Annotated in this window: 16 protein-coding genes; all 16 read left to right on the forward strand. The window is 70.1% G+C overall.

Annotated features, from left to right (window positions below):
* The first annotated feature begins 308 nt into the window (after window positions 1-308).
* The 16 genes from ACFY2X_RS41770 to ACFY2X_RS41845 all read left to right on the forward strand — a co-directional run bounded on the left by ACFY2X_RS41770 (window position 309) and on the right by ACFY2X_RS41845 (window position 21,787).
* Window positions 309-1,829: a sugar ABC transporter ATP-binding protein gene (locus ACFY2X_RS41770; RefSeq protein ID WP_389949176.1), complete on the forward strand. Its 1,521-nt coding sequence runs from the start codon at window positions 309-311 to the stop codon at window positions 1,827-1,829.
* Complete coding sequence (locus ACFY2X_RS41775) at window positions 1,826-2,884, forward strand: ABC transporter permease (RefSeq protein WP_389949179.1); 1,059 nt, start codon at window positions 1,826-1,828, stop codon at window positions 2,882-2,884. Before ACFY2X_RS41770 ends, ACFY2X_RS41775 begins: the two co-directional genes overlap by 4 nt.
* 31 nt (window positions 2,885-2,915) lie before the next feature.
* On the forward strand, window positions 2,916-3,974 hold the full coding sequence (locus ACFY2X_RS41780) for an ABC transporter substrate-binding protein (RefSeq protein WP_389949182.1): 1,059 nt from the start codon (window positions 2,916-2,918) through the stop codon (window positions 3,972-3,974).
* On the forward strand, window positions 3,971-5,131 hold the full coding sequence (locus ACFY2X_RS41785) for a Gfo/Idh/MocA family protein (protein WP_389949185.1): 1,161 nt from the start codon (window positions 3,971-3,973) through the stop codon (window positions 5,129-5,131). The genes ACFY2X_RS41780 and ACFY2X_RS41785 overlap by 4 nt, the downstream gene beginning before the upstream one ends.
* Window positions 5,128-6,135: a sugar phosphate isomerase/epimerase family protein gene (locus tag ACFY2X_RS41790; RefSeq protein ID WP_389949188.1), complete on the forward strand. Its 1,008-nt coding sequence runs from the start codon at window positions 5,128-5,130 to the stop codon at window positions 6,133-6,135. Before ACFY2X_RS41785 ends, ACFY2X_RS41790 begins: the two co-directional genes overlap by 4 nt.
* A gap of 61 nt (window positions 6,136-6,196) precedes the next feature.
* Complete coding sequence (locus ACFY2X_RS41795) at window positions 6,197-7,348, forward strand: inositol-3-phosphate synthase (protein ID WP_389949191.1); 1,152 nt, start codon at window positions 6,197-6,199, stop codon at window positions 7,346-7,348.
* A gap of 31 nt (window positions 7,349-7,379) precedes the next feature.
* Complete coding sequence (locus ACFY2X_RS41800; protein WP_389949194.1) at window positions 7,380-8,249, forward strand: SCO3242 family prenyltransferase; 870 nt, start codon at window positions 7,380-7,382, stop codon at window positions 8,247-8,249.
* Entirely contained in the window at window positions 8,246-9,106 is an 861-nt protein-coding gene (locus ACFY2X_RS41805) for a sugar phosphate isomerase/epimerase family protein (RefSeq protein WP_389949197.1), read from the forward strand. Before ACFY2X_RS41800 ends, ACFY2X_RS41805 begins: the two co-directional genes overlap by 4 nt.
* Window positions 9,103-9,708 (forward strand): hypothetical protein, encoded by a 606-nt coding sequence (locus tag ACFY2X_RS41810; RefSeq protein ID WP_389949200.1) that lies wholly within the window; start codon window positions 9,103-9,105, stop codon window positions 9,706-9,708. The genes ACFY2X_RS41805 and ACFY2X_RS41810 overlap by 4 nt, the downstream gene beginning before the upstream one ends.
* Window positions 9,709-9,711: 3 nt before the next feature.
* The gene (locus tag ACFY2X_RS41815; RefSeq protein WP_389949203.1) at window positions 9,712-10,563 is read left to right on the forward strand and encodes a TatD family hydrolase; all 852 of its coding nucleotides are present in this window, start codon (window positions 9,712-9,714) and stop codon (window positions 10,561-10,563) included.
* On the forward strand, window positions 10,563-11,690 hold the full coding sequence (gene eboE, locus ACFY2X_RS41820) for a metabolite traffic protein EboE (RefSeq protein ID WP_389949206.1): 1,128 nt from the start codon (window positions 10,563-10,565) through the stop codon (window positions 11,688-11,690). The genes ACFY2X_RS41815 and eboE overlap by 1 nt, the downstream gene beginning before the upstream one ends.
* Entirely contained in the window at window positions 11,687-13,099 is a 1,413-nt protein-coding gene (locus ACFY2X_RS41825) for an alkaline phosphatase family protein (protein WP_389949209.1), read from the forward strand. The genes eboE and ACFY2X_RS41825 overlap by 4 nt, the downstream gene beginning before the upstream one ends.
* Complete coding sequence (gene xylA / locus ACFY2X_RS41830; RefSeq protein WP_389949212.1) at window positions 13,080-14,225, forward strand: xylose isomerase; 1,146 nt, start codon at window positions 13,080-13,082, stop codon at window positions 14,223-14,225. Before ACFY2X_RS41825 ends, xylA begins: the two co-directional genes overlap by 20 nt.
* A 529-nt stretch (window positions 14,226-14,754) precedes the next feature.
* On the forward strand, window positions 14,755-20,511 hold the full coding sequence (locus ACFY2X_RS41835; protein WP_389949215.1) for a ThuA domain-containing protein: 5,757 nt from the start codon (window positions 14,755-14,757) through the stop codon (window positions 20,509-20,511).
* A 164-nt stretch (window positions 20,512-20,675) separates the two neighbouring features.
* Complete coding sequence (locus ACFY2X_RS41840) at window positions 20,676-21,167, forward strand: hypothetical protein (protein ID WP_389949218.1); 492 nt, start codon at window positions 20,676-20,678, stop codon at window positions 21,165-21,167.
* The gene (locus ACFY2X_RS41845) at window positions 21,164-21,787 is read left to right on the forward strand and encodes a hypothetical protein (protein ID WP_389949221.1); all 624 of its coding nucleotides are present in this window, start codon (window positions 21,164-21,166) and stop codon (window positions 21,785-21,787) included. Before ACFY2X_RS41840 ends, ACFY2X_RS41845 begins: the two co-directional genes overlap by 4 nt.
* Window positions 21,788-22,297: the final 510 nt, after the last annotated feature.

Genomic DNA, 22,297 nt, shown 5'->3' on the forward strand with positions numbered 1-22,297 from the left:
CACTCTGAACGTCCTGCCTGCTCTCACTCTGAACGTCCCGCCTGCCTGACCGCCCGTCCGGAGCCACGCCTCGCGCCCTTCCCGCCCAACACGGGCGCCGTTGCCGCGGCACCTTCCGTGGTGCGGGAAGGCCGGCGGGATCCCACGTCCTCTTCCCCCCGCTGAACGTCCCGTCCGTCTGTTCGGCTGTCCGGAGCCGCGTAGGCATCGTTAACGCCGACCTCGGTGCGACGCGGCAGTGCCGCCGGCATCGCTTCAGACGGACGGGATCCAACCCCTCGGCCTGCCCCACCCCCCAGGAGGCCCCTATGCCGCGGTCGTCTTCCGACTCGGCGTCCCTCCTCGTCATGCGAGGAATCGTCAAGCAGTTCCCCGGTGTGCGCGCCCTGGACGGTGTCGACCTCGACGTCCGTGCCGGGGAGGTGCACTGCCTGCTCGGCCAGAACGGCGCGGGCAAGTCCACACTCATCAAGACCCTGGCGGGGGCGCACCAGCCCGACAGGGGCGGCATCAGCTTCGGCGGACAGGAAGTCCGCCTGACCAGCCCGACGGCCGCGATCCGGCTCGGCATCTCCACCATCTACCAGGAACTCGACCTGGTGGACGGGCTCAGCGTGGCCGAGAACATCTTCCTCGGCCACGAGCCCGCGCGGCTCGGGTTCGTCCACCAGGGTGAGGCCAACCGGGCTACCCGCGAACTGCTGGCCAGGCTCGGACACGGGGAGATCCGCCCGACCACCGAGGTGGGCCGGCTCTCGCCTGCGGCCAAGCAGGTGGTGAGCATGGCCCGGGCGCTCTCCCACGACACCCGGCTGATCGTGATGGACGAGCCGTCGGCCGCTCTCGCGCACGATGAGGTCGGCAACCTGTTCCGCATCATCAGGGAGCTGACGTCGCAGGGTGTGGCGGTGATCTACATCTCGCACCGGCTGGAGGAGATCCGCGAGATCGGCGACCGCGTCACGGTGCTCAAGGACGGCCGCACGGTCGCGGTCGGACTCCCGGCCAAGCAGACGTCGACGTCCCAGGTGGTCTCACTGATGACCGGCCGTAACGTCGAGTACGTGTTCCCGCCCCGGGCGTCGCGCGAGCCGGGCGAGGAGGTGCTGCGCGTCGAGGGCCTGACGGTGCCCGGCCGAGTCAAGGACCTGTCGTTCTCGGTACGGGCCGGCGAGATCGTGGGGCTGGCCGGCCTGGTCGGTTCGGGCCGATCAGAGATCATCGAGGCCGTCTACGGGGCGCGCCGCTTCTCCGGCCGCGTCTTCCTGGAGGGCCGTATCGTCCCGAGCCGCCGCGGCACGACGGGCGCGGTGCGGCTGGGCATGGGGCTGGCCCCCGAGGAGCGCAAGGCGCAGGCGCTGCTGCTGGGCGAGAGCGTCACACGCAACATCTCTCTGGCCAGTCTGGGCCGCTACTCCCGGCTCGGCTGGATGGACAGGGGCCGCGAGGCCGAGGACGCCCGTGCCATGGTCCGGGCGCTGGACATCCGGCCTCCGGACCCCGACCGGCCGGTGGGCACTTTGTCCGGCGGCAACCAGCAGAAGGCGGTGCTGGCCCGCTGGCTGGTCAACGGCCGCAAGCTCCTGCTGCTCGACGAGCCCACGAGAGGCGTGGATGTGGGCGCGAGGGCCGAGCTCTACGCCGTGGTACGCCGGCTGGCCGACGAAGGCGTCGGAGTGCTGCTGGTCTCCAGCGAGGTGCCCGAGGTGCTCGGGCTGGCCGACCGGGTGCTGGTCATCAGCCAGGGACGCCTCGTCAACGAGAGCGCGGCCGGTGACCTCGACGAACACGACATTCTCGACATGATCATGGAAGGGGCTCCGGCATGAGCGAGCCTTCTGCGCCCGCGGTGAGCGGGCAGAGCGCCGTCCACGGCCAGGCGGGCACACCCGCCTCCGTCCACGGCCAGGCGGGCACACCCGCCCTCGCCGACGGACTGTGGACCAGGCTGACCGGGATTCCCCACCTGGGACTGATCGTCGCGCTGGTGCTGCTGTCCGCCGTGGGGCTGGTGACGACACCCGGCACCTTCGCCACCGTCTCCAACCTGGTGAGCATCCTGTCCCTGGCCGCCACGATCGGCGTCATCACGGTCGGCGCCACCTTTGTGATCATCGGTGGTGGCATCGACCTGTCGGTCGGCGCGGTCATGGCGCTGGCCTCGGTCTGGGCGACCACGCTGGCGACCCAGTCGTACGGCCCGTTCGTGATGATCGTCTGCGCCGTGCTCGTGGGCACGGGGGCCGGGCTGGTCAACGGCCTGCTCATCGCGTACGGGCGGCTGGTGCCGTTCATCGCCACGCTGGCGATGCTGGTGGCCGCCCGGGGACTGGCCCAGCGGATGTCCGACCGTAAGACCCAGCTCGTACAGCAGGGCAACCAGGCGATCGTGGACCTGTCGACGACCCGGGTGCTGGGCATCCCCGTGCTGGTGTACATCTTCGCGATCATGGTGTTGCTGGGGTGGGTGCTGCTCAACCGGACCACGTTCGGTCGCCGCACGTACGCGGTCGGCGGCAACCCGGAGGCGGCCCGCCTGGCCGGCATCGACGTCCGGCGCCACACGATGCTGCTGTACGCGCTGTCCGGCCTGTGCTGCGGCATCGCCGCGGTGCTCATCATGGCGAGGACGACCACAGGCTCTTCCACTCACGGCGACCTGTACGAGCTGGACGCCATCGCCGCCGTGATCATCGGCGGCACGCTCCTCACCGGCGGGCGCGGCACGATCATCGGCTCGATCCTCGGCCTGCTGATCTTCACCGTGATCACCAACCTGTTCATCCTCAACGGGCTCAACACCAGCGACCAGCTGATCGCCAAGGGTCTGATCATCGTGGCGGCCGTGCTGCTCCAGCGACGCTCTCTGCGATCACCCGTCTGACCCGTCACCCCCCTCGCAAGGAGAAATTCTCATGTCCGATTCTGTCCCACGCCGGGGATTCCTCTTCAGCGGCGCCGTCATCGGGGCCGGTGTCCTGGCGAGCGCATGCACCAGCAACGAGCCTGCCGCCACGCCGAGCAGCGCCGCCGCGCCCGCACCCGCGGCCACCGCCGGCAACGACGCGCCCGGCGAGAAGGTCGTCATCGGCTTCTCGGCTCCGGCCGCCGACCACGGCTGGATCGCCGCCATCGCCAAGAACGCCGAGGACGCCGCCAAGCAGTACTCCGACGTGGAGTTCAAGCCGGTCGAGCCGACCAACGACATCAACGCCCAGATCAGCGCCGTCGAATCGCTGATCGCGGCCAAGGTCGGCGCGCTGGTGATCCTGCCCAACGACGGCCAGCAGCTCAACCAGATCGCCCGCCAGGCCACCGACGCCGGCATCCCCGTGATCAACCTCGACCGGGTCTTTCCCGACAAGCTCTCGTACCGGACCTGGATCGGTGGAGACAACTACGGTATGGGCGTCGCGGCCGGACACTTCATCGGCAAGCGGCTCAAGGAGAAAGGCGTGGCCGACCCGGTGATCCTGGAGATCCAGGGCATCGCCACCCTGCCACTGACGCAGGACCGCAGCAAAGGCTTCGACGACGCGCTCAAGACCTATGGCTACAAGGTGACCGCCCGCCAGGACGCCCAGTTCACCGTCGAGTCCGGCACCAAGGTCGCCACCAACCTGTTGCAGGCCCACAAGAAGATCGACGCGATCTGGAACCACGACGACGACCAGGGCATCGGCGTGCTGGCCGCGATCAAGGAGGCCGGGCGCAGCGAGTTCTTCATGGTGGGCGGGGCCGGCTCGGCCAACGCGATGCGTGAGATCCAGGCCGACTCCGGCGTGCTGAAGGCCACCGTCACCTACAGCCCGACCATGGCCGCGTCAGCGATCAAGCTGGCCCGCCTGATCGCCCAGGGAAGGGGCATGAGCGACCTGCTGGAGAAGCAGGTGCCGCAGTCCATCACGCTGGCGTCGGAGACGGTGACCAAGGACAACGCCGCCCAGTACCTGCCGCTCGGGTTCGAGTCATGAGCGCGAGCATCGGAGTCGGCATGGTCGGGTACGCGTTCATGGGACGCGTCCACTCCCAGGCGTGGCGCAACGTCTCGGCCTTCTTCGACGTGCCGTTGCGGCCCGTCATGGCGGCGCTGGGCGGCAGGTCGGCCGAGGCCACCGCGCAGGCGGCGGAGCGTCTGGGCTGGGCCGCCGCGGAGACCGACTGGAAGCGCCTGGTCGAGCGGGACGACGTGCAGATCGTCGACATCTGCACCCCCGGCGACAGCCACGCCGAGATCGCCATCGCCGCGCTCGAGGCGGGCAAGCATGTCATCTGCGAGAAGCCGCTGGCCAACACCGTCGCGGAGGCTGAGGCCATGGCTGCCGCCGCCCGTACGGCAGCCGGACGCGGCGTGCACGCGATGGCGGCGTTCAGCTACCGCAGGGTGCCCGCCGTCGCGCTCGCCCGGCGCTACGTCGAGGAGGGCAGGCTCGGCGAGATCCGGCACGTACGAGCCCAGTATCTGCAGGACTGGATCGTCGATCCGGAGTTCCCGCTCGTGTGGCGGTTGCAGAGCGACAAGGCGGGCTCAGGGGCTCTGGGCGACATCGGCGCGCACATCATCGACACCGCCCAGTTCATCACCGGCGAGCACCTGACCGAGGTGGCGGCGCTGACCGAGACCTTCATCAAGGAGCGCCCTCTGGCCGGCAGCTCGTCGGGGCTGACGGCCGGAGGGGGCAGCGGCAGGGGGCCGGTCACCGTGGACGACGCCGCCCTGTTCATCGGCCGGATGTCGGGCGGCGGCCTGGCCTCGTTCGAGGCCACCCGCTTCGCCACCGGCCGCAAGAACGCGCTTCGCATCGAGGTCAACGGCGCGCTGGGCAGCCTGGCCTTCGACTTCGAGTCGATGAACGAGCTGTGGTTCTGCGAGGGCACGGGCGGCGGGTTCCGGCGCATCCTCGTCACCGAACCCGACCACCCGTACGCCGGCGCCTGGTGGCCGCCCGGCCACGGCCTCGGCTACGAGCACGCCTTCACGCACGAGGTGAAGGACTTCCTGGAAGCGATCGCCGCAGGCACCGCCCCCGAGCCGTCCTTCGACGACGGCCTGCGGGTGCAGCGCGTGCTGGGCGCGGTCGAGGAGAGCGCGGCTCACGGGAGCCGGCTGACCCCTACGGAGGACGCATGACCAGGCCCATCACGCTGTTCACCGGCCAGTGGGCCGACCTGCCGTTCGAGGAGGTGTGCCGCCTGGCCGCGGAGTGGGGCTACGACGGCCTGGAGATCGCCTGCTGGGGCGACCACTTCGAGGTGGACAAGGCGCTGTCCGACGACTCGTACGTCGAGCGCAAACTGGAGCTGCTGGCCAAGCACAACCTCAAGGTGTGGACGATCTCCAACCACCTGGTCGGGCAGGCCGTCTGCGACAACCCCGTCGACGAGCGTCACAAGGGCATCCTGCCCGCCCGAATCTGGGGCGACGGCGAGCCAGAGGGCGTGCGCACGCGCGCCGCCGAGGAGATGAAGGACACCGCCCGCGCCGCCGCGAAGCTCGGCGTCTCCACCGTGGTCGGGTTCACCGGATCGTCCATCTGGCACACCGTGGCGATGTTCCCGCCGGTCCCTCCGTCGATGATCGAAGCCGGATACCAGGACTTCGCCGACAGGTGGAACCCGATCCTGGACGTCTTCGACGAGGTCGGCGTACGGTTCGCCCACGAGGTGCACCCCAGCGAGATCGCCTATGACTACCACACCACGGTCCGCACCCTGGAGGCGATCGGCCACCGGTCGGCCTTCGGCCTGAACTGGGACCCCTCGCACATGGTGTGGCAGGAGATCGACCCGGTCGGCTTCATCCTCGACTTCGCCGACCGGATCTACCACGTGGACTGCAAGGACGCCAAGGTGCGCGTGGGCGACGGCCGCCGCGGCCGCCTCTCGTCGCACCTGCCCTGGGCCGACCTGCGCCGGGGCTGGGACTTCGTGTCCACCGGGCGTGGGGACGTGCCATGGGAGGACTGCTTCCGCGCGCTCAACGCGATCGGCTACGACGGCCCGATCTCCATCGAGTGGGAAGACGCGGGGATGGACCGGCTGCACGGCGCGCCTGACGCGCTGGCGCTCATCCGCGCCTACAACGCGATCACCCCGCCCTCCTCGGCGTTCGACGCCGCCTTCTCCGCTGAATGAACCCGCCGACGGGCGGTTGCCGGCAGCCGCCCGTCGGGCACCCCCTCGTGAAGGAGATCAGATGAGCACGGGAGTATGGCTGATAGGCGCGCGGGGCTCGGTCGCCGTTACCAGCATGGTCGGAGCGCTCGCGGTACGGGCCGGCCTGGCCGCGCCGACCGGGTGCGTCCTGGAGTCGGCCGATCTGCGGGGCCGGGTCCGGCCCGGCATCGGCGACCTGGTCTTCGGCGGCCACGACATCTCCTCGGTCCGTCTGGAGAAGAAGGCGGAAGCACTGGCGGAGGCGGGAGTCGTCCCGGCGGCGCTGGCCGATGCCGTACGCGGCGAGCTGCTCGGGATCGAGCAGGACGTACGGCCGCTTCCGGCCGCCGCCACCCAGGCCGAGGCGGCCCGCGCCATCGGCGCCGACCTCGACCGCTTCCGGCTCAGGCACGGCCTGGACCGCGTCGTCGTGATCAACGTGTCGTCCACGGAGCCCGCTCCACGAGAGCACCCCGCCCACGCCGATCTCGACGCGTTAGGTGTCGCGCTCGCGGGTCCCGATCCCGTTCTGCCGCCGAGCGCGTTGGCCGCCTACGCCGCCCTGCTCGCCGGCTGCCCATACGTCGACTTCACCCCCTCGACCGGCACCCGCCTGCCCGCGCTCGACGCGCTCGCCCGGGAGCAGGGCCTCCCGTACGCCGGGCACGACGGCAAGACGGGGGAGACGCTGGTCAAGTCGGTGCTCGCGCCGATGTTCGCCCAGCGCAACCTGACCGTGCGGACCTGGTCGGGGATCAACCTGCTGGGCGGCGGCGACGGCGCCAACCTCTCCGAACCGGCCGCCAACGCGGCCAAGGCCGCGAGCAAGCAGCGCGTGCTCGCGGAGACGCTGGGCTACGCCCCGCAGGGTGACACCCGCATCGACTACCTGGAAGACCTCGGTGACTTCAAGACCGCCTGGGACCTTGTCACCTTCGAGGGCTTCCTCGGCACCCGCATGCGCATGGAGTTCACCTGGCACGGATGCGACTCCGCCCTGGCCGCCCCGCTGATCCTCGACCTGGCGCGGCTGACCGCCGCCGCCCACCGTGCCGGGCGGACCGGTCCGCTCACCGAACTGGCCTTCTTCTTCAAGGACCCCCTCGGCCAGGTCCCGCACGGCCTGGCCGCCCAGTGGCAGGCGCTCCGCGACCTCGTCGCCGCCCTCGACGCGCCGGACGCCGCACGATGACATTCCAGAACAGCGCACCGGGAGTATGGCGATGACGGAACTGAGAGACCTGCTCGAACTCGTCCGAGCGCCGGCCGCGCTGTCCGTGCCGGGCGACGTGATCGCCGGGGCCGCGGCCGGACATGCGCTCGGCGGCCGGACTCTGGGCCTGGCCTGCTCTTCGGTCTGCCTGTACTGGGCGGGCATGGCCGCCAACGACTGGGCAGACCGCCGCCTCGACGAGGTCGAACGTCCTGAGCGACCCATACCCTCGGGCCGGGTGTCTCCAGGTACCGCCCTCGCGGTGGCCGCCGGCCTCACGGCGGCGGGCGTCGCCGCGGCGGGGCTCGCCGGCGGTCGCCGCGCACTGACCGTCGCCGTGCCCCTGGCCGCCGCCGTCTGGGCGTACGACCTCCTCGCCAAGAACACCCCTGCCGGGCCGGCGGCGATGGCCCTGTGCCGCGGTCTCGACGTGCTGCTCGGGGCCGCGCCCAGTCGTTTGACGGTCGCCGCGCTCCCGTCCGCTCTCACGATCGCCACCCACACCTACCTCCTCACGGCCTTGTCCCGCGCCGAGGTCTCCGGCACGGACCGCCGCCTCCCCGCCGCCACCCTGACGGGCACGCTCGCGCTCGCGGCCGCCACCGCCGGTCCTGGAGCCCGCCGCGGCGACGCGTCGGCGTGCGAGGCTCACACGGTGCTCGCGGCCTGGTACGCCGCCGAGTTCGGCGTCTCTCAGGCCCGAGCCGTCGCGGAGCCCTCCGCCGGACGCATCCGCGCCGCGGTCGCCTCCGGCATCGTCGGCCTGCCCGCACTCCAGGGCGCCCTCGCCGCACGGACCGGGGCCACCCGCACCGGTCTCGTCCTCGCCACGGCGGTCCCGCTAGCCCGCCGCCTGATCAGAAAGCTCTCCCCGACATGATCAGATTCGGTTACGGCACCAACGGCTTCACCAACCACCGCCTCCCCGACGCCCTCGAGGTCATCGCCGATCTCGGCTACACCGGAGTGGCGCTCACCCTCGATCACCATCACCTCGACCCCTACGCCGACGGCCTGCTCCCGCGCGTGGCCAAGCTCGCCGACCGCCTGCGCACCCTCGGCCTGGCCGTGGTCGTCGAAACCGGCGCCCGCTACCTGCTCGACCCCCGGCGCAAGCACGCCCCGACCCTGCTCCACGACGACCGGGACACGCGGCTGGACTTCCTGCACCGCGCCGTCGCCATCGCCGCCGACCTTGGCGCTGAGGCGGTGTCGTTCTGGTCAGGAGCGCGCCCCGCCCACACGGAGCCGTCCCTCGCCTGGAGCCGGCTCGTGGACGGATGCGCGCGGGTCTTGGAGACGGCCCGGCGCGCCGGCGTGCCGCTGGGACTCGAGCCGGAACCCGGCATGCTCGTCGAGACCATCGCCGGCTGGCGCGCGCTGCACCAGGCGCTCGGCGAGCCGGACGGCTTCGGCATCACCCTCGACATCGGCCACTGCCGCTGCAACGAGCCAGACCCGGTGCCCGCCTGTGTCACGTCCGTCGCGGAGTTCCTGGTGAACGTCCAGATCGACGACATGCGCCGCGGCACGCACGAGCACCTGGAGTTCGGCGAGGGCGAGATCGACTTCCCACCGGTGCTGCGCGCGCTCGCCGACGCCGGTTACCGGGGCCTGGTCACGGTCGAGCTGCCCCGCCACGCGCACGCGGCCCCCGACGTGGCCGCCCGCTCGATCGGATTCCTCCGCAGGGCCGAGCAGGTGTCCCTGCTCACGGCCGGGGGAGGGGCATCGTGACGACACCCGAGCGGCTGCGGGCTGCGTTGCGCGAGACGCCGGGGGCGGCCTCGCTGGATGCCGCGCTCGCCGCCGCGGCCGAACGCCCCGAGACCGTCAGGCGGTCCTTCCCCGCTGCGGGACGGCACGCCGGACGGGAGGCGCTGCCTGGTGCGCCAGGCTGGACCGCCGATGAGGCCGCACGGGCGCTGCTGCTGGCCGCGCTCCCCCCGGACCGCGCCGCCGTGACCTGCGAGCTCTACAGGTACGGCGACGCCGACGAGAAGCGAGCGGTGCTCAAGTGCGTGTTCGTGACTCCTCCGCTCCTTGAAGGGAGCGGCTTCTCGCTTCCCTCGGCTGAGGTAGGCGACGGACAAGCCCTGCCCGTTTCGAACAACGAAACCGTATCAAGGAAGCGTTTCCCCTGCCGGGTAAACCCGACAGTCCCCTCGCTAGATCTGATGGCCGTGCCGCTGGCCGTCGTGGACGGCCTTGAAGAGCGGGCCGACTCCGAGCTGGGCGCCATGTTGGCCGCCTTCGCCGACGAACGTGGCGCGGCCGGCCGCTCCACACCCGGCGGCGCCGTCGCGCTGCTGCTCCGTCTCACCCACAAGGAGCCCTGATCGATGCGCATCTTCGACCCGCACATCCACATGACATCACGCACCACCGACGACTACTCCCGCATGGCCGACGCCGGAGTCCAGGTCGTCGTGGAGCCGGCGTTCTGGCTGGGCCAGTCCCGCACCAACGCCGGATCGTTCACCGACTACTTCGACTCGCTCGTCGGCTGGGAGCCGTACCGGGCCGCGCAGTTCGGCGTCGTCCACCACGCCGCCCTCGCGCTGAACCCGAAGGAGGCCAACGACCCGCGCTGCCGCCCCGTTCTGGACCTGCTCCCGCGCTACCTGGAGAAAGACCGCGTCGTCGCGGTCGGCGAGATCGGCTACGACTCGATGACACCCGAGGAGGACGACGCCTTCGAACGGCAGCTCGCCCTGGCCGTCGAGCACGACCTGCCGGCCCTCGTCCATACCCCCCACCGCGACAAAGCCCGCGGAACCCGGCGCACCCTCGACGTCGTGGCGGCCTCCGGCATCGCGCCGAGACGAGTCGCCGTCGACCATCTCAACGAGGTCACCGTCGGCCTCGTGCACGGCTCCGGCTGCTGGATGGGCTTCTCCATATACCCGGACACCAAGATGTCGCCGCCGCGCATGGTGGAGATCCTCCGCCGGTACGGTCTGGACAGGATGCTGGTCAACTCGGCCGCCGACTGGGGCGTCTCCGACCCGCTCCTCACGCTGGAGACCGGCAGGGCGATGCTGGTCGCCGGCTTCACCGAGGACGACGTCGACCGCGTGCTGTGGCGCAATCCGGTCGAGTTCTACGGTCAGTCCGGCCGCCTCGATCTGGCCGTCACCGGCGCCGCAGAGCCGACGTTCGCCGGCAGCTCCATCAGGCGGGGCGGCTCCTGATGCGGCTACACCACCCCTCGGGAACGCGGCTCCACCTCAGCTACTGCACCAACGTGCACCCCGCAGAGGACCTCGACGGCGTCATCGCCCAGTTCGACACGTACGCGGCGCCGATCCGTGCCCGCCTCGGCACGGACGTCCTGGGGCTTGGGCTCTGGCTCGCCGCTCCCGTCGCCGCCGCCCTCGCCGCCGACCCCGCGCTTCGCGGCAGGCTCCGCCGGGAGCTGACCGTACGGGGTCTGGAGGTGGTGACGCTGAACGGCTTCCCCTACCGCTCCTTCCACGACCCGGTGGTCAAGCACGCCGTCTACCAGCCCGACTGGACGACCCGCGCCAGGCTGTCGTACACGCTGGACCTGGCGCGCGTCCTGGCGGACCTGCTGCCCGACGACGCGGCACGGGGGTCGGTCTCCACCCTGCCCTTCGGCTGGCGCGAGCCCTGGAACGTCGACATGGCGGGTATGGCCGCGCGCCTGCTCGACGAGCTGGCGACCGGCCTGGCCGCCGTCGAGTCGGACACCGGGCGCGCCGTGCGGGTGGGGCTCGAGCCCGAGCCCGGCTGCGTCGTGGAGACCACCGGCCAGGCGATCGCCTCGCTGGCCGGCGCCGACACCGATCGGGTCGGCGTCTGCCTGGACCTCGCCCACCTGGCCTGTGCCTGGGAACGTCCCGCCGACGCGCTGGCCGCCCTCAGGACGGCCGGCCTGCCGATCGTGAAGGTCCAGCTCTCGGCGGCCCTGGAGAGCACCCATCCGAACGCCCTGCGCGAGTACGCCGAACCGCGCTTCCTGCACCAGACCCGCAACCCCAGTGGGCTGGCGGCCGACGACCTCGACGAGGCGCTCGACCGGGACCTCCCGGGGCCGTGGCGCGTCCACTACCACGTGCCGCTGCACGTCGCTCCGGCCGCGCCGCTCGCCACCACCATCCCGGTGTTGCGCGAGGCCCTGAAAGAGCTGGCCGGCGGGCCGCGGCCGCTGTGCGACCACTTCGACGTGGAGACCTACACCTGGGAGGTGCTGCCGCCCGCACTGCGCCCGCGCACCCCGGTCCAACTCGCCGCCGGCATCGCCGACGAGTTGGACTTCGCCCGTGCCGAGCTACGCGACCTGGGAGTGAAGGTATGACAGCGTTACTGGTCCTGGACGTGGTGGGGCTGACCCCGAGGCTGCTGGCACACATGCCGCGGCTGCGTGCCGTCGCCTCAGAGGGCTTCCAGGCCGAACTCGGCACCGTGCTGCCCGCCGTCACCTGCCCGGTGCAGTCGACCTTCCTCACCGGCCTTCCGCCGTCCGGGCACGGCGTCGTCGGCAACGGCTGGTACTTCCGCGACCTCGGCGAGGTCCTGCTCTGGCGCCAGCACAACGCGCTCGTAGGCGGCGAGAAGCTGTGGCAGGTCGCCCGGCGCGCTCGGCCTGGCTACACAGTGGCCAACGTGTGCTGGTGGTACGCCATGGGCGCCGACGTCGACTGGACGGTCACGCCCCGGCCGATCTACCACGCGGACGGGCGCAAGGAGCCCGACTGCTACACCGACCCACCGGAGCTGCACGACGAGCTCACCGCGGCTCTGGGGACGTTCCCCCTGTTCAGCTACTGGGGGCCCGGAGCCGGCATCGCCTCGTCGGCCTGGATCTGCCGTGCCACCGAGCACGTCATGGCCGCCCGCGATCCGGACCTCACCCTGGCCTACGTCCCCCACCTCGACTACGACCTGCAACGGTACGGCCCGTCGGACCCGCGCTCCGCCGCTGCGGCAGCCGAGCTCGACATCATCCTCGCGCCCCTGCTGGCTGCCGCCGCGGAGCAGGGGCGCACCGTGGTGGTCCTGTCGGAGTACGGCATCACCGATGTGTCCCGTCCGGTGAACGTCAACCGGGCACTGCGCGCCGAGGGGTTCCTGCGGGTTCACACGCAGGACGGCATGGAGTACCTGGATCCGTGGACGTCGCGCGCGTTCGCCGTGGCCGACCATCAGACGGCGCACGTCTACGTCCGCGACCCCGCCGACGTGCCGGCCGTCGCCGAGCTCTGCGCGTCCCTGCCGGGCGTGGCCGACGTGCTCGACGGAGCCGGCAAGGCGGCGTACGGTCTCGACCACTCCCGCTCCGGCGAGCTGGTCCTCCTGGCCGAGCGCGACGCCTGGTTCACCTACTACTACTGGCTCGACGACGCTCGCGCGCCCGACTTCGCCCGCGTCGTCGAGATCCACCGCAAGCCTGGATACGACCCCGCCGAGCTCTTCTTCGACCCCGCGGCCCCCGCTGCGGCCAAGCGGCGGGCCGGAGTGGCGCTACTGCGCAAGAAACTCGGCATGCGCTACCTCATGAACGTCGTCGGCCTGGACGCGGGCGCCCGCGCCGTGCGCGGCTCCCACGGGCTGCTCCCCGCGGACCCCGCCGACGCCCCCGTCCTGCTCTGCTCCGACCCGTCCGCGGCCCGCGAACGGTACGAGGCCGTGGAGATCAAGGATCTGCTCCTGCGCCTCGCCCTATCCGCTCACAAGGGAGACCAGCATGTACGAGCCCACCCCTGACGACCGCTTCACCTTCGGTATCTGGACGGTCGGCTGGGAGGCCCGCGACCCGTTCGGCGACGCCACCCGCGCCCCGCTCGACCCCGTCGAGACCGTGCACCGGCTGGCCGAGCTGGGCGCGTACGGCGTCACCTTCCACGACGACGACCTGCTCGCCGTCGAGCCGGACAGGGACAAGGCCATCACGGCCTTCCGCAAGGCGCTCGACGAGACCGGCATGAAGGTGCCGATGGCCACGACGAACCTGTTCACCCACCCGGTGTTCAAGGACGGCGCGTTCACCAGCAACGATCGCGACATCCGCCGCCACGCCATCCGCAAGGTCATGCGCAACCTCGACCTCGCGGTTTCGCTCGGCACGAAGACGTACGTGTGCTGGGGCGGCCGCGAGGGCGCCGAGTCGGACGCCGCCAAGGACATCAAGGCGGCCCTGACCCGCTACAAGGAGGCCATGGACATCCTCTGCGGGTACGTCCTCGACCAGGGCTACGACATCCGCTTCGCCATCGAGCCCAAGCCGAACGAGCCGCGGGGCGACATCCTGCTCCCGACGATCGGTCACGCGCTCGCCTTCATCAACGAGCTGGAGCACCCCGAGATGGTCGGCCTCAATCCCGAGGTCGGCCACGAGCAGATGGCCGGGCTCAACTATGTGCATGGTGCCGCGCAGGCGCTGTGGCACGGCAAGCTGTTCCACCTCGACCTGAACGGCCAGCACGGTCCGAGATACGACCAGGACCTGATCTTCGGCCACGGGGATCTGAAGAGCGCCTTCTTCCTGGTGGACCTGCTGGAGCACGGTGGCTACGACGGCCCGCGCCACTTCGACTACAAGCCTCTGCGCACCGAGGACGCGCAGGGCGTCTGGGAATCCGCCGCGGCGAACATGCGCACGTACCTGATCCTCAAGGAGAAGGCACGCGCCTTCCGCGCCGACCCGGAGGTGCAGGAGGCGCTGAGGGCCTCCCGGGTGGACGAGCTGGCCCAGCCCACGCTCGCGCCCGGCGAGACGCCGGCCGACCTCCTGAACGACGACTTCGACCCGGAGGAGGCCGCGCTCCGCGGCTACCACTTCACCCGCCTCAACCAGCTCGCCCTCGAACATCTGATGGGAGTACGCGGGTGAGCGTCGTCGGCGGTTGTTCCGCCACTATCGCGTCGAGCTTTATCAGGTCGGCCGGCGCCTGATCTGGTAGGTCGTCATCGACGACCTGGCTCTGGCAGGCACATGACGGCTGGGAGACGAAAGGAGTTGTGCAACGCCAGGTAGGACGGAGGCGGCACCTTCCGGCCTGCGCCTGACGCATCCCGATCCGCGACACCCGGCATCAGCGCGGCGGCGCGCGCCTTGCCTAACTGTCTCAAGTTAGGAAGGACTTCGATGTCATCTCCTTTCCGGATGCGGGCGAGATCGCCCGTAACCACACCCTTGATCGCCACCAATGGTGTGGCGACCGCCGTGGCACGTGGCCCTGTAGCGCATTCCCGCGCACTTCCCAGCAGCACTCGCTCCAGCGGCTGACCGTCGGGGCCAAAGACCCGTGGCGCGGCAATGGCGATCACATCGTCGCGACGGGCGGCACGCCGGCATCAGCCTGTCCCACCCACCCCGACCCGATGAGTTCGCACTCATCGCACCCCCCAGAGGAGCTGCTTTGACAGTTCAGCGATATCGCGCCTTACGACGGGTGGCCGCGACGATGGCCCTCGGCCTTGTCCTGCCCTTACTGTCGCTGTTCGCGCCGCCGGCACAGGCGGTGACGGCGCGAGCCGCAGCTGCGGCCGATTCCTTCAAGGTGCTCGTCTTCTCCAAGACCACCGGATTCCGGCACGACTCGATCCCCGACGGCATCGCCGCCATCCAGAAGCTCGGCCAGGACAACGGCTTCGCGGTCGACAGCACCGAGGACGCCGCGAGGTTCACCGACGAGAACCTGGCGCAGTACCAGGCCGTCATCTTCCTGTCCACCACCGGAGACCCGCTGGGTGCGCAGGAGCAGAAGGACGCTTTCCAGCGGTACATCCAGAAAGGCGGCGGTTTCGTGGGCGTCCACGCGGCCGCCGACGGCGGTTACGGCTGGTCGTGGTACGGCAAGCTCGTCGGGGCGTACTTCAAGTCGCACCCGGCGATCCAGCAGGCCACCCTCACGGTCGAGGACCCGGCACACCCGTCCACCGCGAATCTGCCCACGTCGTGGAGCCGCACCGACGAGTGGTACGACTACCAGGCCGACCCCCGCGGGACCGTGCACGTGCTGACGTCGTTGAATGAGAAGTCCTACTCCGGCGGCACCATGGGGATCGACCACCCGAACACGTGGTGCCAGGACTACGACGGCGGCCGTTCGTGGTACACGGGCCTCGGCCACACCAAGCAGAGCTTCACCGAGCCGCAGTTCCTGAGCCTGCTCCTCGGCGGCATCAGGACCGCCGCCGGCGCGGTGAAGGCCGACTGCTCGGCTTCGCAGACCGGTAGTTTCGAGAAGGTCACCCTCGACGACAACACGTCGAACCCGATGATGCTGGACGTCGCGCAGGACGGCCGGGTCTTCTACATCGACCGGATGGGTGACGTAAAGATCGTCAAGCCCACAGGCGGCACCGTTTCGGCCGGCAAGCTGAGCGTGTTCACCGCCAACGAGAGCGGATTGCTCGGGCTGGCGCTGGACCGCGACTTCGCCACCACCAAGTGGGTGTACCTCTTCTACTCGCCTTCGGGGGAGAACGTCGACCGGCTGAGCCGGTTCACCGTCAAGGGGGACACCCTCGACATGTCGAGCGAGAAGAAGATCCTCGACGTTCCGGTGCAGCGTGCCGAGTGCTGCCACCACGGTGGCGGCATGCTGGTGGACCACAAGACCGGTGACCTGTGGATGGCCACGGGCGACAACACCAACCCGTTCGCCTCCGACGGCTACACGCCGATCGACGAGCGGTCCGGCCGCGCGGCCTGGGACGCGCAGCGCACCTCGGGCAACACCAATGACCTGAGTGGCAAGCTGCTGCGGATCCACCCCGAGGCGAACGGCACCTACACGGTGCCGCAGGGCAACCTGTTCGCGCCGGGCACGGCGAAGACCAAGCCGGAGATCTACGGCATGGGATTCCGCAACCCCTTCCGCATCGGCCTCGATCCGAAGACCGGATATCCCCTGGTGGCCGATTACGGCCCGGACGCCGGGTCGGCGAGCGCGGCGCGGGGCCCGCAGAACACGGTCGAGTGGAACCTGATCACCAAGCCGGGCAACTACGGCTGGCCCTACTGCATCGGCAACAACAGCGCGTACCTCGACTACGACTTCGCCACCAAGACGTCGGGGTCGGCGTTCAACTGCGCCGCGCCGGTCAACAACTCGCCCAACAACACGGGCCTGACCAATCCGCCGGCGGCGACCGCGGCGACGGTCTGGTACCACTACGCGACCGACGCGCAGAACTTCCCCGAGCTCAACGGCGGCGCGCCGATGGCCGGTCCGGTCTACCGCTACGACCCTGACCTGCAGTCGGACGTCAAATGGCCGGGATACTGGGACGGCAAGGCGGTCTTCGCCGAGTGGAACAGCAGCAAGATGTTCTCGTTCCAGCTCAACGAGGACACCACCAAGCTCGTCAAGATCAACCAACTCTTCAAGACCATGGGCTTCAAGAAGCCCATGCACTTCAGGTTCGGCCCGGACGGCGCGTTGTACCTGATCGAGTGGGGATCGGGGTTCGGTGGCGACAACGCCGACTCCGGCATCTACCGCATCGAGTACATCAAGGGCAACCGGCCGCCCATCGCCCGTGCCTCGGCGGACAAGACCGACGGACCGGTGCCGCTGGGGGTGAAGTTCTCCAGCGAGGGAACGCGGGACCCGGACGGCAAGGCGCTCACGTACGCATGGGACTTCGACGGTGACGGCCGTGTCGACTCGACCGACCCCAACCCCACCCACACCTACACCACGGCGGGCCAGTACAACGCGGTCCTGAAGGTGACGAACGCCGACAACAAGACCGCGACGGCGAGCGTGGCGATCGTGGCGGGCAACACCCGGCCGAAGGTCACCCTCGACCTGCCGCCGGACGGCGGATTCTTCGAGTTCGGCGACCAGGTGAAGTACAAGGTCACGGTCACCGACCCCGAGGACGGCACGATCGGCTGCGACAAGGTTCAGATCCAGGCGCTCCTCGGCCACGACAGCCACGGCCACCCCCTCGACCAGCAAACGGGCTGCGAGGGTGTCCTGCAGACGCTCACAGACAGCGGTCACGGCACCGACGACAACCTGTTCTACGTCATCGAAGCCAGCTACACCGACAAGGGCGGCTCCGGCGGCGCCGGGGCGCTGACCGGGCGGGGTCAGGTCATCCTGCAGACCAAGCGCAAGCAGGCCGAGCACTTCACCGAGACCGGCCGGGTGGCGGACGGCAAGGGCACCGACGCCGCGGGTGTGCAGACGCAGCCCACGGAGGACTCGGCGGGCGGCAACCTGAACATCGGGTGGACCCAGGACGGCGACTGGTGGTCGTTCGCCCCGGTCAACCTGACCGGCATCACCGGCATCCGGCTGCGGGCCGCATCCGGCACCTCCGGCGGGACCGTGCAGGTCCGGCTGGGCAACCCCGAGAACGGGACGCTGGTCGGCTCGGTCAACGTCCCGGGCACCGGCGGCTGGCAGACCTACCAGGATGTCACGCTGAACCTGACGAACCCGCCGGCGGACACCGGGCCGGTGTACTTCGTCGTGCGCAAGCCGGCGAACGTGGCCGACAACTCTTACCTGGTCAATGTCAACTGGGTCGACTTCATCGGCACGGGAGCCACGGCGAACCAGCGCCCGAAGGTGACCGTCTCGGCGAACCCGACGTCGGGTGCCGCTCCGCTGAAGGTTGACTTCACGGCGTCGGCCACAGACCCCGACGGCGACACGCCGCTCACCTACAAATGGAACTTCGGGGTGAACGGAGCCCCGGAGCCGACGACCGCTGACGCGAGCTACACCTACGCCGCGCCGGGTACCTACACCGCCACGGTCACCGTGACCGACGCCAAGGGCGCGGCGACCAAGGGGCAGATCTCCATCAAGGTGGACGCGCCGAACACGGTGTGCCTGTCCGGCCGTTCCGACGACTTCCTGGGAACGGAGCTCGACCGCGGCCGCTGGTCGGTCATCAGGGAGAACCAGACCCTCAAGGTCGCGGACGGCAAGCTCGTGATCCCGACGTCGAACACCGACATCTATGGAGCAGGCGGCAACACGTCGAACATCGTCGTGCAGCCGGCGCCGTCGGGAGCCTGGACGGCCACGGCCAAGGTCACCCTCACCGCCCGTGACTCCTACCAGCAGGCGGGCCTGGTCCTCTACGGCGACGACGACAACTACGCCAAGATGGTGCTGGAGGCGCGCGGCACCAACGACCACGCCAACCGCATCTTCCAGTACATCCGGGAGGAGAACGGCAAGCCGAACGAGGTGGCGGCGAGCAACACGGCCGCGCTCGGGGACGCCTACCCCGACACCGTGTACGTCCGGCTCGTCAGCGACGGCGCCAACCTGACCGCCTTCTACTCGGCCGACGGCATCACGTTCACCGCGATGCCGCAGTCGAAGCCGCTCGCCGGGATCCAGAACCCGAAGATCGGACTGCTCTCCCTGTCCAGCACCGGCAGCCACCCGGTGATCGACGCGTCCTTCGACTGGTTCCAGATCATCCCCGACGACACGGCCACCACACCGGGGGCGGACGAGTTCGACGGCACGGCGCTCGACGGCTGCCGCTGGAACGCGATCGTGCGGTCCGACGCCGCGGCCGTACGGGTGACCGGCGGCAACCTGGAGATCGACACCTCGGCGGGCGACATCTACGGGACGGGTAACACCGGGCCGAAGAACTTCATCCTGCAGAAGGCGCCGGACGGTGACTGGACGCTGGAGACCAAGATCGACGCGTCGGCGTTCAACCAGGCCTATCAGCAGGGCGGGCTCATGGTGCACGCCGGTGACGACGACTATGTGAAGTTCGACTTCATCACCGACAACGCCCCCGGTTCGGCGGTGCAGCGCAGGCTCGAACTGCGCGGCGAGGCCGGCGGGGTCATACAGCAGCCGCAACCGCAGGTCACCTCGCTCCCCGGCGGCGTGTGGTGGCTACGGGTGAAGAAGGAGGCCGACACCTTCCACGGGTTCTACTCCTCCGACGGCGCCAAGTGGACTGAGATGGCTGCGCCGGTGAAGAACAGCAAGGTGGCGAGTGGTGCGAAAGCCGGCGTGTTCGCCCTCGGCGTGAATCAGACGGAGTCGAAGACAGCCAAGTTCGCCTACTTCCACCTCTCCCAGGGCGGCACCGGTACCGACGACAAGACCGCGCCGTCGACGAGCGCCACGACGGACCCGGCGCAGCCGGGGAGCGGCTGGTTCACCGGTCCGGTCACGATCACGCTGACGGCCGCCGACGAGGCGAACGGCAGCGGGGCCGACCGTACCGAGTACCAGCTCGACGGCGGCGCCTGGACCGGCTACACCACCCCGGTCATCGTCTCCGGCGACGGCTCGCACACGCTGGCATACCGCTCGGCGGACAAGGCGGGCAACGTGGAGAACGCCAAGACCCTCGGGGTCAAGGTGGACGCGACGGCACCGGCGACCACCGCGGCGTACGCCGCGGGGAACGGCGACGGATGGCACAACCAGGCGGTGCCGGTGAGCCTCACCGCGAAGGATGAGACGTCCGGCGTGGCGGGCATCGAGTATTCCCTGGACGGCGGTCCCTGGACGCCGTACACGGACACGGTCACCATCTCGGGTGAGGGGCAGCACGAGTTGCGCTACCGCTCGACCGACAAGGCGGGAAGCGTCGAGAACGTCAAGGCCGTGACCGCCAAGATCGACACCAAGGCCCCGACCGTCCTGATCTCCGGCGCGGCGGCCGGCGAGAAGTACGGCGACAGCCAGGACCTCGGCATCAGCTGGGAGGCCCTCGACTCGGGGTCCGGTGTCAAGTCGGTGAACGGCACGCTGGATGGCAAGCCGTTCGAGTCGGGCACGGTCCTGGCGCTGTACGAGCTTCCGCTGGGCGAGCACACCCTCACCGTCACCGCCACCAACAAGGCCGGCAACCAGACCGAACAGGTGGTGAGGTTCTCCGTCGTCACGTCGACGGGTGACGTCGGCAACCTGATCGACCGCTTCGAGGCGGCCGGGAAGCTCACCGACAAGAGCACGCACACGCTCCGCGGCAGGCTCGCGGGCGTTCGCGACGCGGAGGCCAAGAAGAAGGACAACGACAAGATCGTCAAGGAACTGGAGAAGTTCAAGGAACTCGCGGGCGACACCTCGATCGTCACGGACGACCAGGTCCGAGCCGCGCTCATCCGCGACGCCGACGCGCTGATCGCTCAGTACGGCGGCAGCTCGAAGGCCGCACGGTGAGCGAGGCCAACCCCCTGGAGGGCACCGCCGGACGAGACCCGGCACCTCGCTGAATCCCTCGCGGGTGCCCCGCGACGCTCGTCGCGGGGCACCCGCCCCACTCCACTCTCATCAGTACGCACGTCCATCGGGAGGTGGCGGCCGTCAGCCGACACAAGACAGTGATGGTGTCCCGGTCCTCGGCGCGAAGCCGGGTGGCGGCGGAGCCCCGGCTCACTCCCGTGCTCGACGGACTGGAGCGGGCCATGCCCGCCGAACTGCCCGCCGAAGGCGGCACCGCGCCCCCGGCTGATGTCGCGAAGTGGCGGCAGGCGACCGCCGCAGCCGTCAAGGACTTCGCCGACCCGTCATCCGGCGAGACCGCCACCAACCTGGCACGATCGAGTCTCGCCTCCGCCGTACGGCAGATCGCCACCACCGTCGACACATACGCAAGCTCGCAGGCCCTCACCGGGCCGATCCGCGAGACCCTGACGGCCCTCGCCATCCGGCAACGCGCTGACGCGATCTTCACCTGGTCCATCGGCGCCACCGCCCTCGACGCGGTGAACGTCGACGCGGGCCACGGGCACCAGCACCAGCACGTGTTCCTGCCGGCCTCGCCCGGCAGTGGGGCACTCACCGCCGATCCCGAACACGAGGGGAGTAATTCGTGAACATGACACTGAGGAACACCGCAGCGGCTGTCCTGCTCGCCGTGCTCGTTCTGCTGCTTGGCGCGCCCGCGGCTTCCGCGCACGGCGGGCCGATCGTCCTGGAGGTGGCCGGAGACGGCGACCATGGCGTCAACGTGGTGGCCACCTGGAAAAAGGATCGCCATCCGGTCAGGGACACCGTCATCGGGACGGTGGTCGCGACCTCCACCGACGGCCGTTCCTTCGGACCGGTCAAGCTCGTCTCGGCGCCCGAGGGCCAGAATCTCTACCGCGCCGCCCAGTCGCTGCCGACCGGCGAGTGGCGTGTCACGGTGACCACGGCCGAACCAGCCAAGGCGAAGAAGACGGTGAGCGTGACCGCACGAGACATCGCCGCCCCCGAGCCGTCGCAGACCGCCGAGACGCCGTCGCAGACCGCCGAGACGCCGTCGCAGGCCGCCGAGGCGCCGCCGCAGCTCGCCGGGGCACCCGCGCAGGCCGCCGCCGCAACGGACCCGGGAAGTCCGGCCGGCATGTCGCTCACGACGATCGTCGTCATCGTGGTGGGGATCGCTGCAGCGGCGGTGATCGGTGTCGTGGCGGGGAGGCTCCGTCGCAAGCAGCCGGACGTCAGGCGCTAGTCCAGGCCTCTTGCGGAGACGCGGACGCACGTGACGGACTCGTAGTCGGTTGACATCGATCCTGCCGGCAGGGCAGTACGTGCCGTCGGCGCAGGTCACCGCGCTGGTGGCGCAGAAACCGCCGGTCCAGGTGTGTCTCGCCGGTTCGGGCGCAGGCAGCCGTCTCCAGGCACGTGACCAAATCCCATCGAATCAGCAGAAGACTCCCCGACTTCACCCTGACCGTCGCAGATCCGGCCGGGATGCACCTCGTTGCGCAAGCCGGCATCGAGATCCCGACACCACGTCGTTCCTGCCGGCTCGCCGTCGGCATCACAGACCGTTCCAGTTCGCCTCACCCGAGTGAGGCGCCGTCACCGATTGGAGACCCGCGGCGATGACACTGGTCGCAGGCGTCGATTCGTCGACCCAGAATTGCAAAGTCGTGATCCGGGACGTCGTCACCGGGCGTCTTGCCCGTTCCGGCCGGGCGGGCCACCCGCCGGGCACCGAGGTGGATCCCGCCCTGTG

Source organism: Streptosporangium sp. NPDC000396, from assembly GCF_042898655.1.
Taxonomy (GTDB): Bacteria; Actinomycetota; Actinomycetes; order Streptosporangiales; family Streptosporangiaceae; genus Streptosporangium.

Excerpts from the sequence above, each read along its gene's own strand:
- ACFY2X_RS41770 (WP_389949176.1), top strand. The coding sequence starts at position 309 with ATGCCGCGGTCGTCTTCCGACTCGGCGTCCCTCCTCGTCATGCGAGGA.
- ACFY2X_RS41775 (WP_389949179.1), top strand. The coding sequence starts at position 1,826 with ATGAGCGAGCCTTCTGCGCCCGCGGTGAGCGGGCAGAGCGCCGTCCAC.
- ACFY2X_RS41780 (WP_389949182.1), top strand. The coding sequence starts at position 2,916 with ATGTCCGATTCTGTCCCACGCCGGGGATTCCTCTTCAGCGGCGCCGTC.
- ACFY2X_RS41785 (WP_389949185.1), top strand. The coding sequence starts at position 3,971 with ATGAGCGCGAGCATCGGAGTCGGCATGGTCGGGTACGCGTTCATGGGA.
- ACFY2X_RS41790 (WP_389949188.1), top strand. The coding sequence starts at position 5,128 with ATGACCAGGCCCATCACGCTGTTCACCGGCCAGTGGGCCGACCTGCCG.
- ACFY2X_RS41795 (WP_389949191.1), top strand. The coding sequence starts at position 6,197 with ATGAGCACGGGAGTATGGCTGATAGGCGCGCGGGGCTCGGTCGCCGTT.
- ACFY2X_RS41800 (WP_389949194.1), top strand. The coding sequence starts at position 7,380 with ATGACGGAACTGAGAGACCTGCTCGAACTCGTCCGAGCGCCGGCCGCG.
- ACFY2X_RS41805 (WP_389949197.1), top strand. The coding sequence starts at position 8,246 with ATGATCAGATTCGGTTACGGCACCAACGGCTTCACCAACCACCGCCTC.
- ACFY2X_RS41815 (WP_389949203.1), top strand. The coding sequence starts at position 9,712 with ATGCGCATCTTCGACCCGCACATCCACATGACATCACGCACCACCGAC.
- eboE (WP_389949206.1), top strand. The coding sequence starts at position 10,563 with ATGCGGCTACACCACCCCTCGGGAACGCGGCTCCACCTCAGCTACTGC.
- ACFY2X_RS41825 (WP_389949209.1), top strand. The coding sequence starts at position 11,687 with ATGACAGCGTTACTGGTCCTGGACGTGGTGGGGCTGACCCCGAGGCTG.
- xylA (WP_389949212.1), top strand. The coding sequence starts at position 13,080 with ATGTACGAGCCCACCCCTGACGACCGCTTCACCTTCGGTATCTGGACG.
- ACFY2X_RS41840 (WP_389949218.1), top strand. The coding sequence starts at position 20,676 with ATGGTGTCCCGGTCCTCGGCGCGAAGCCGGGTGGCGGCGGAGCCCCGG.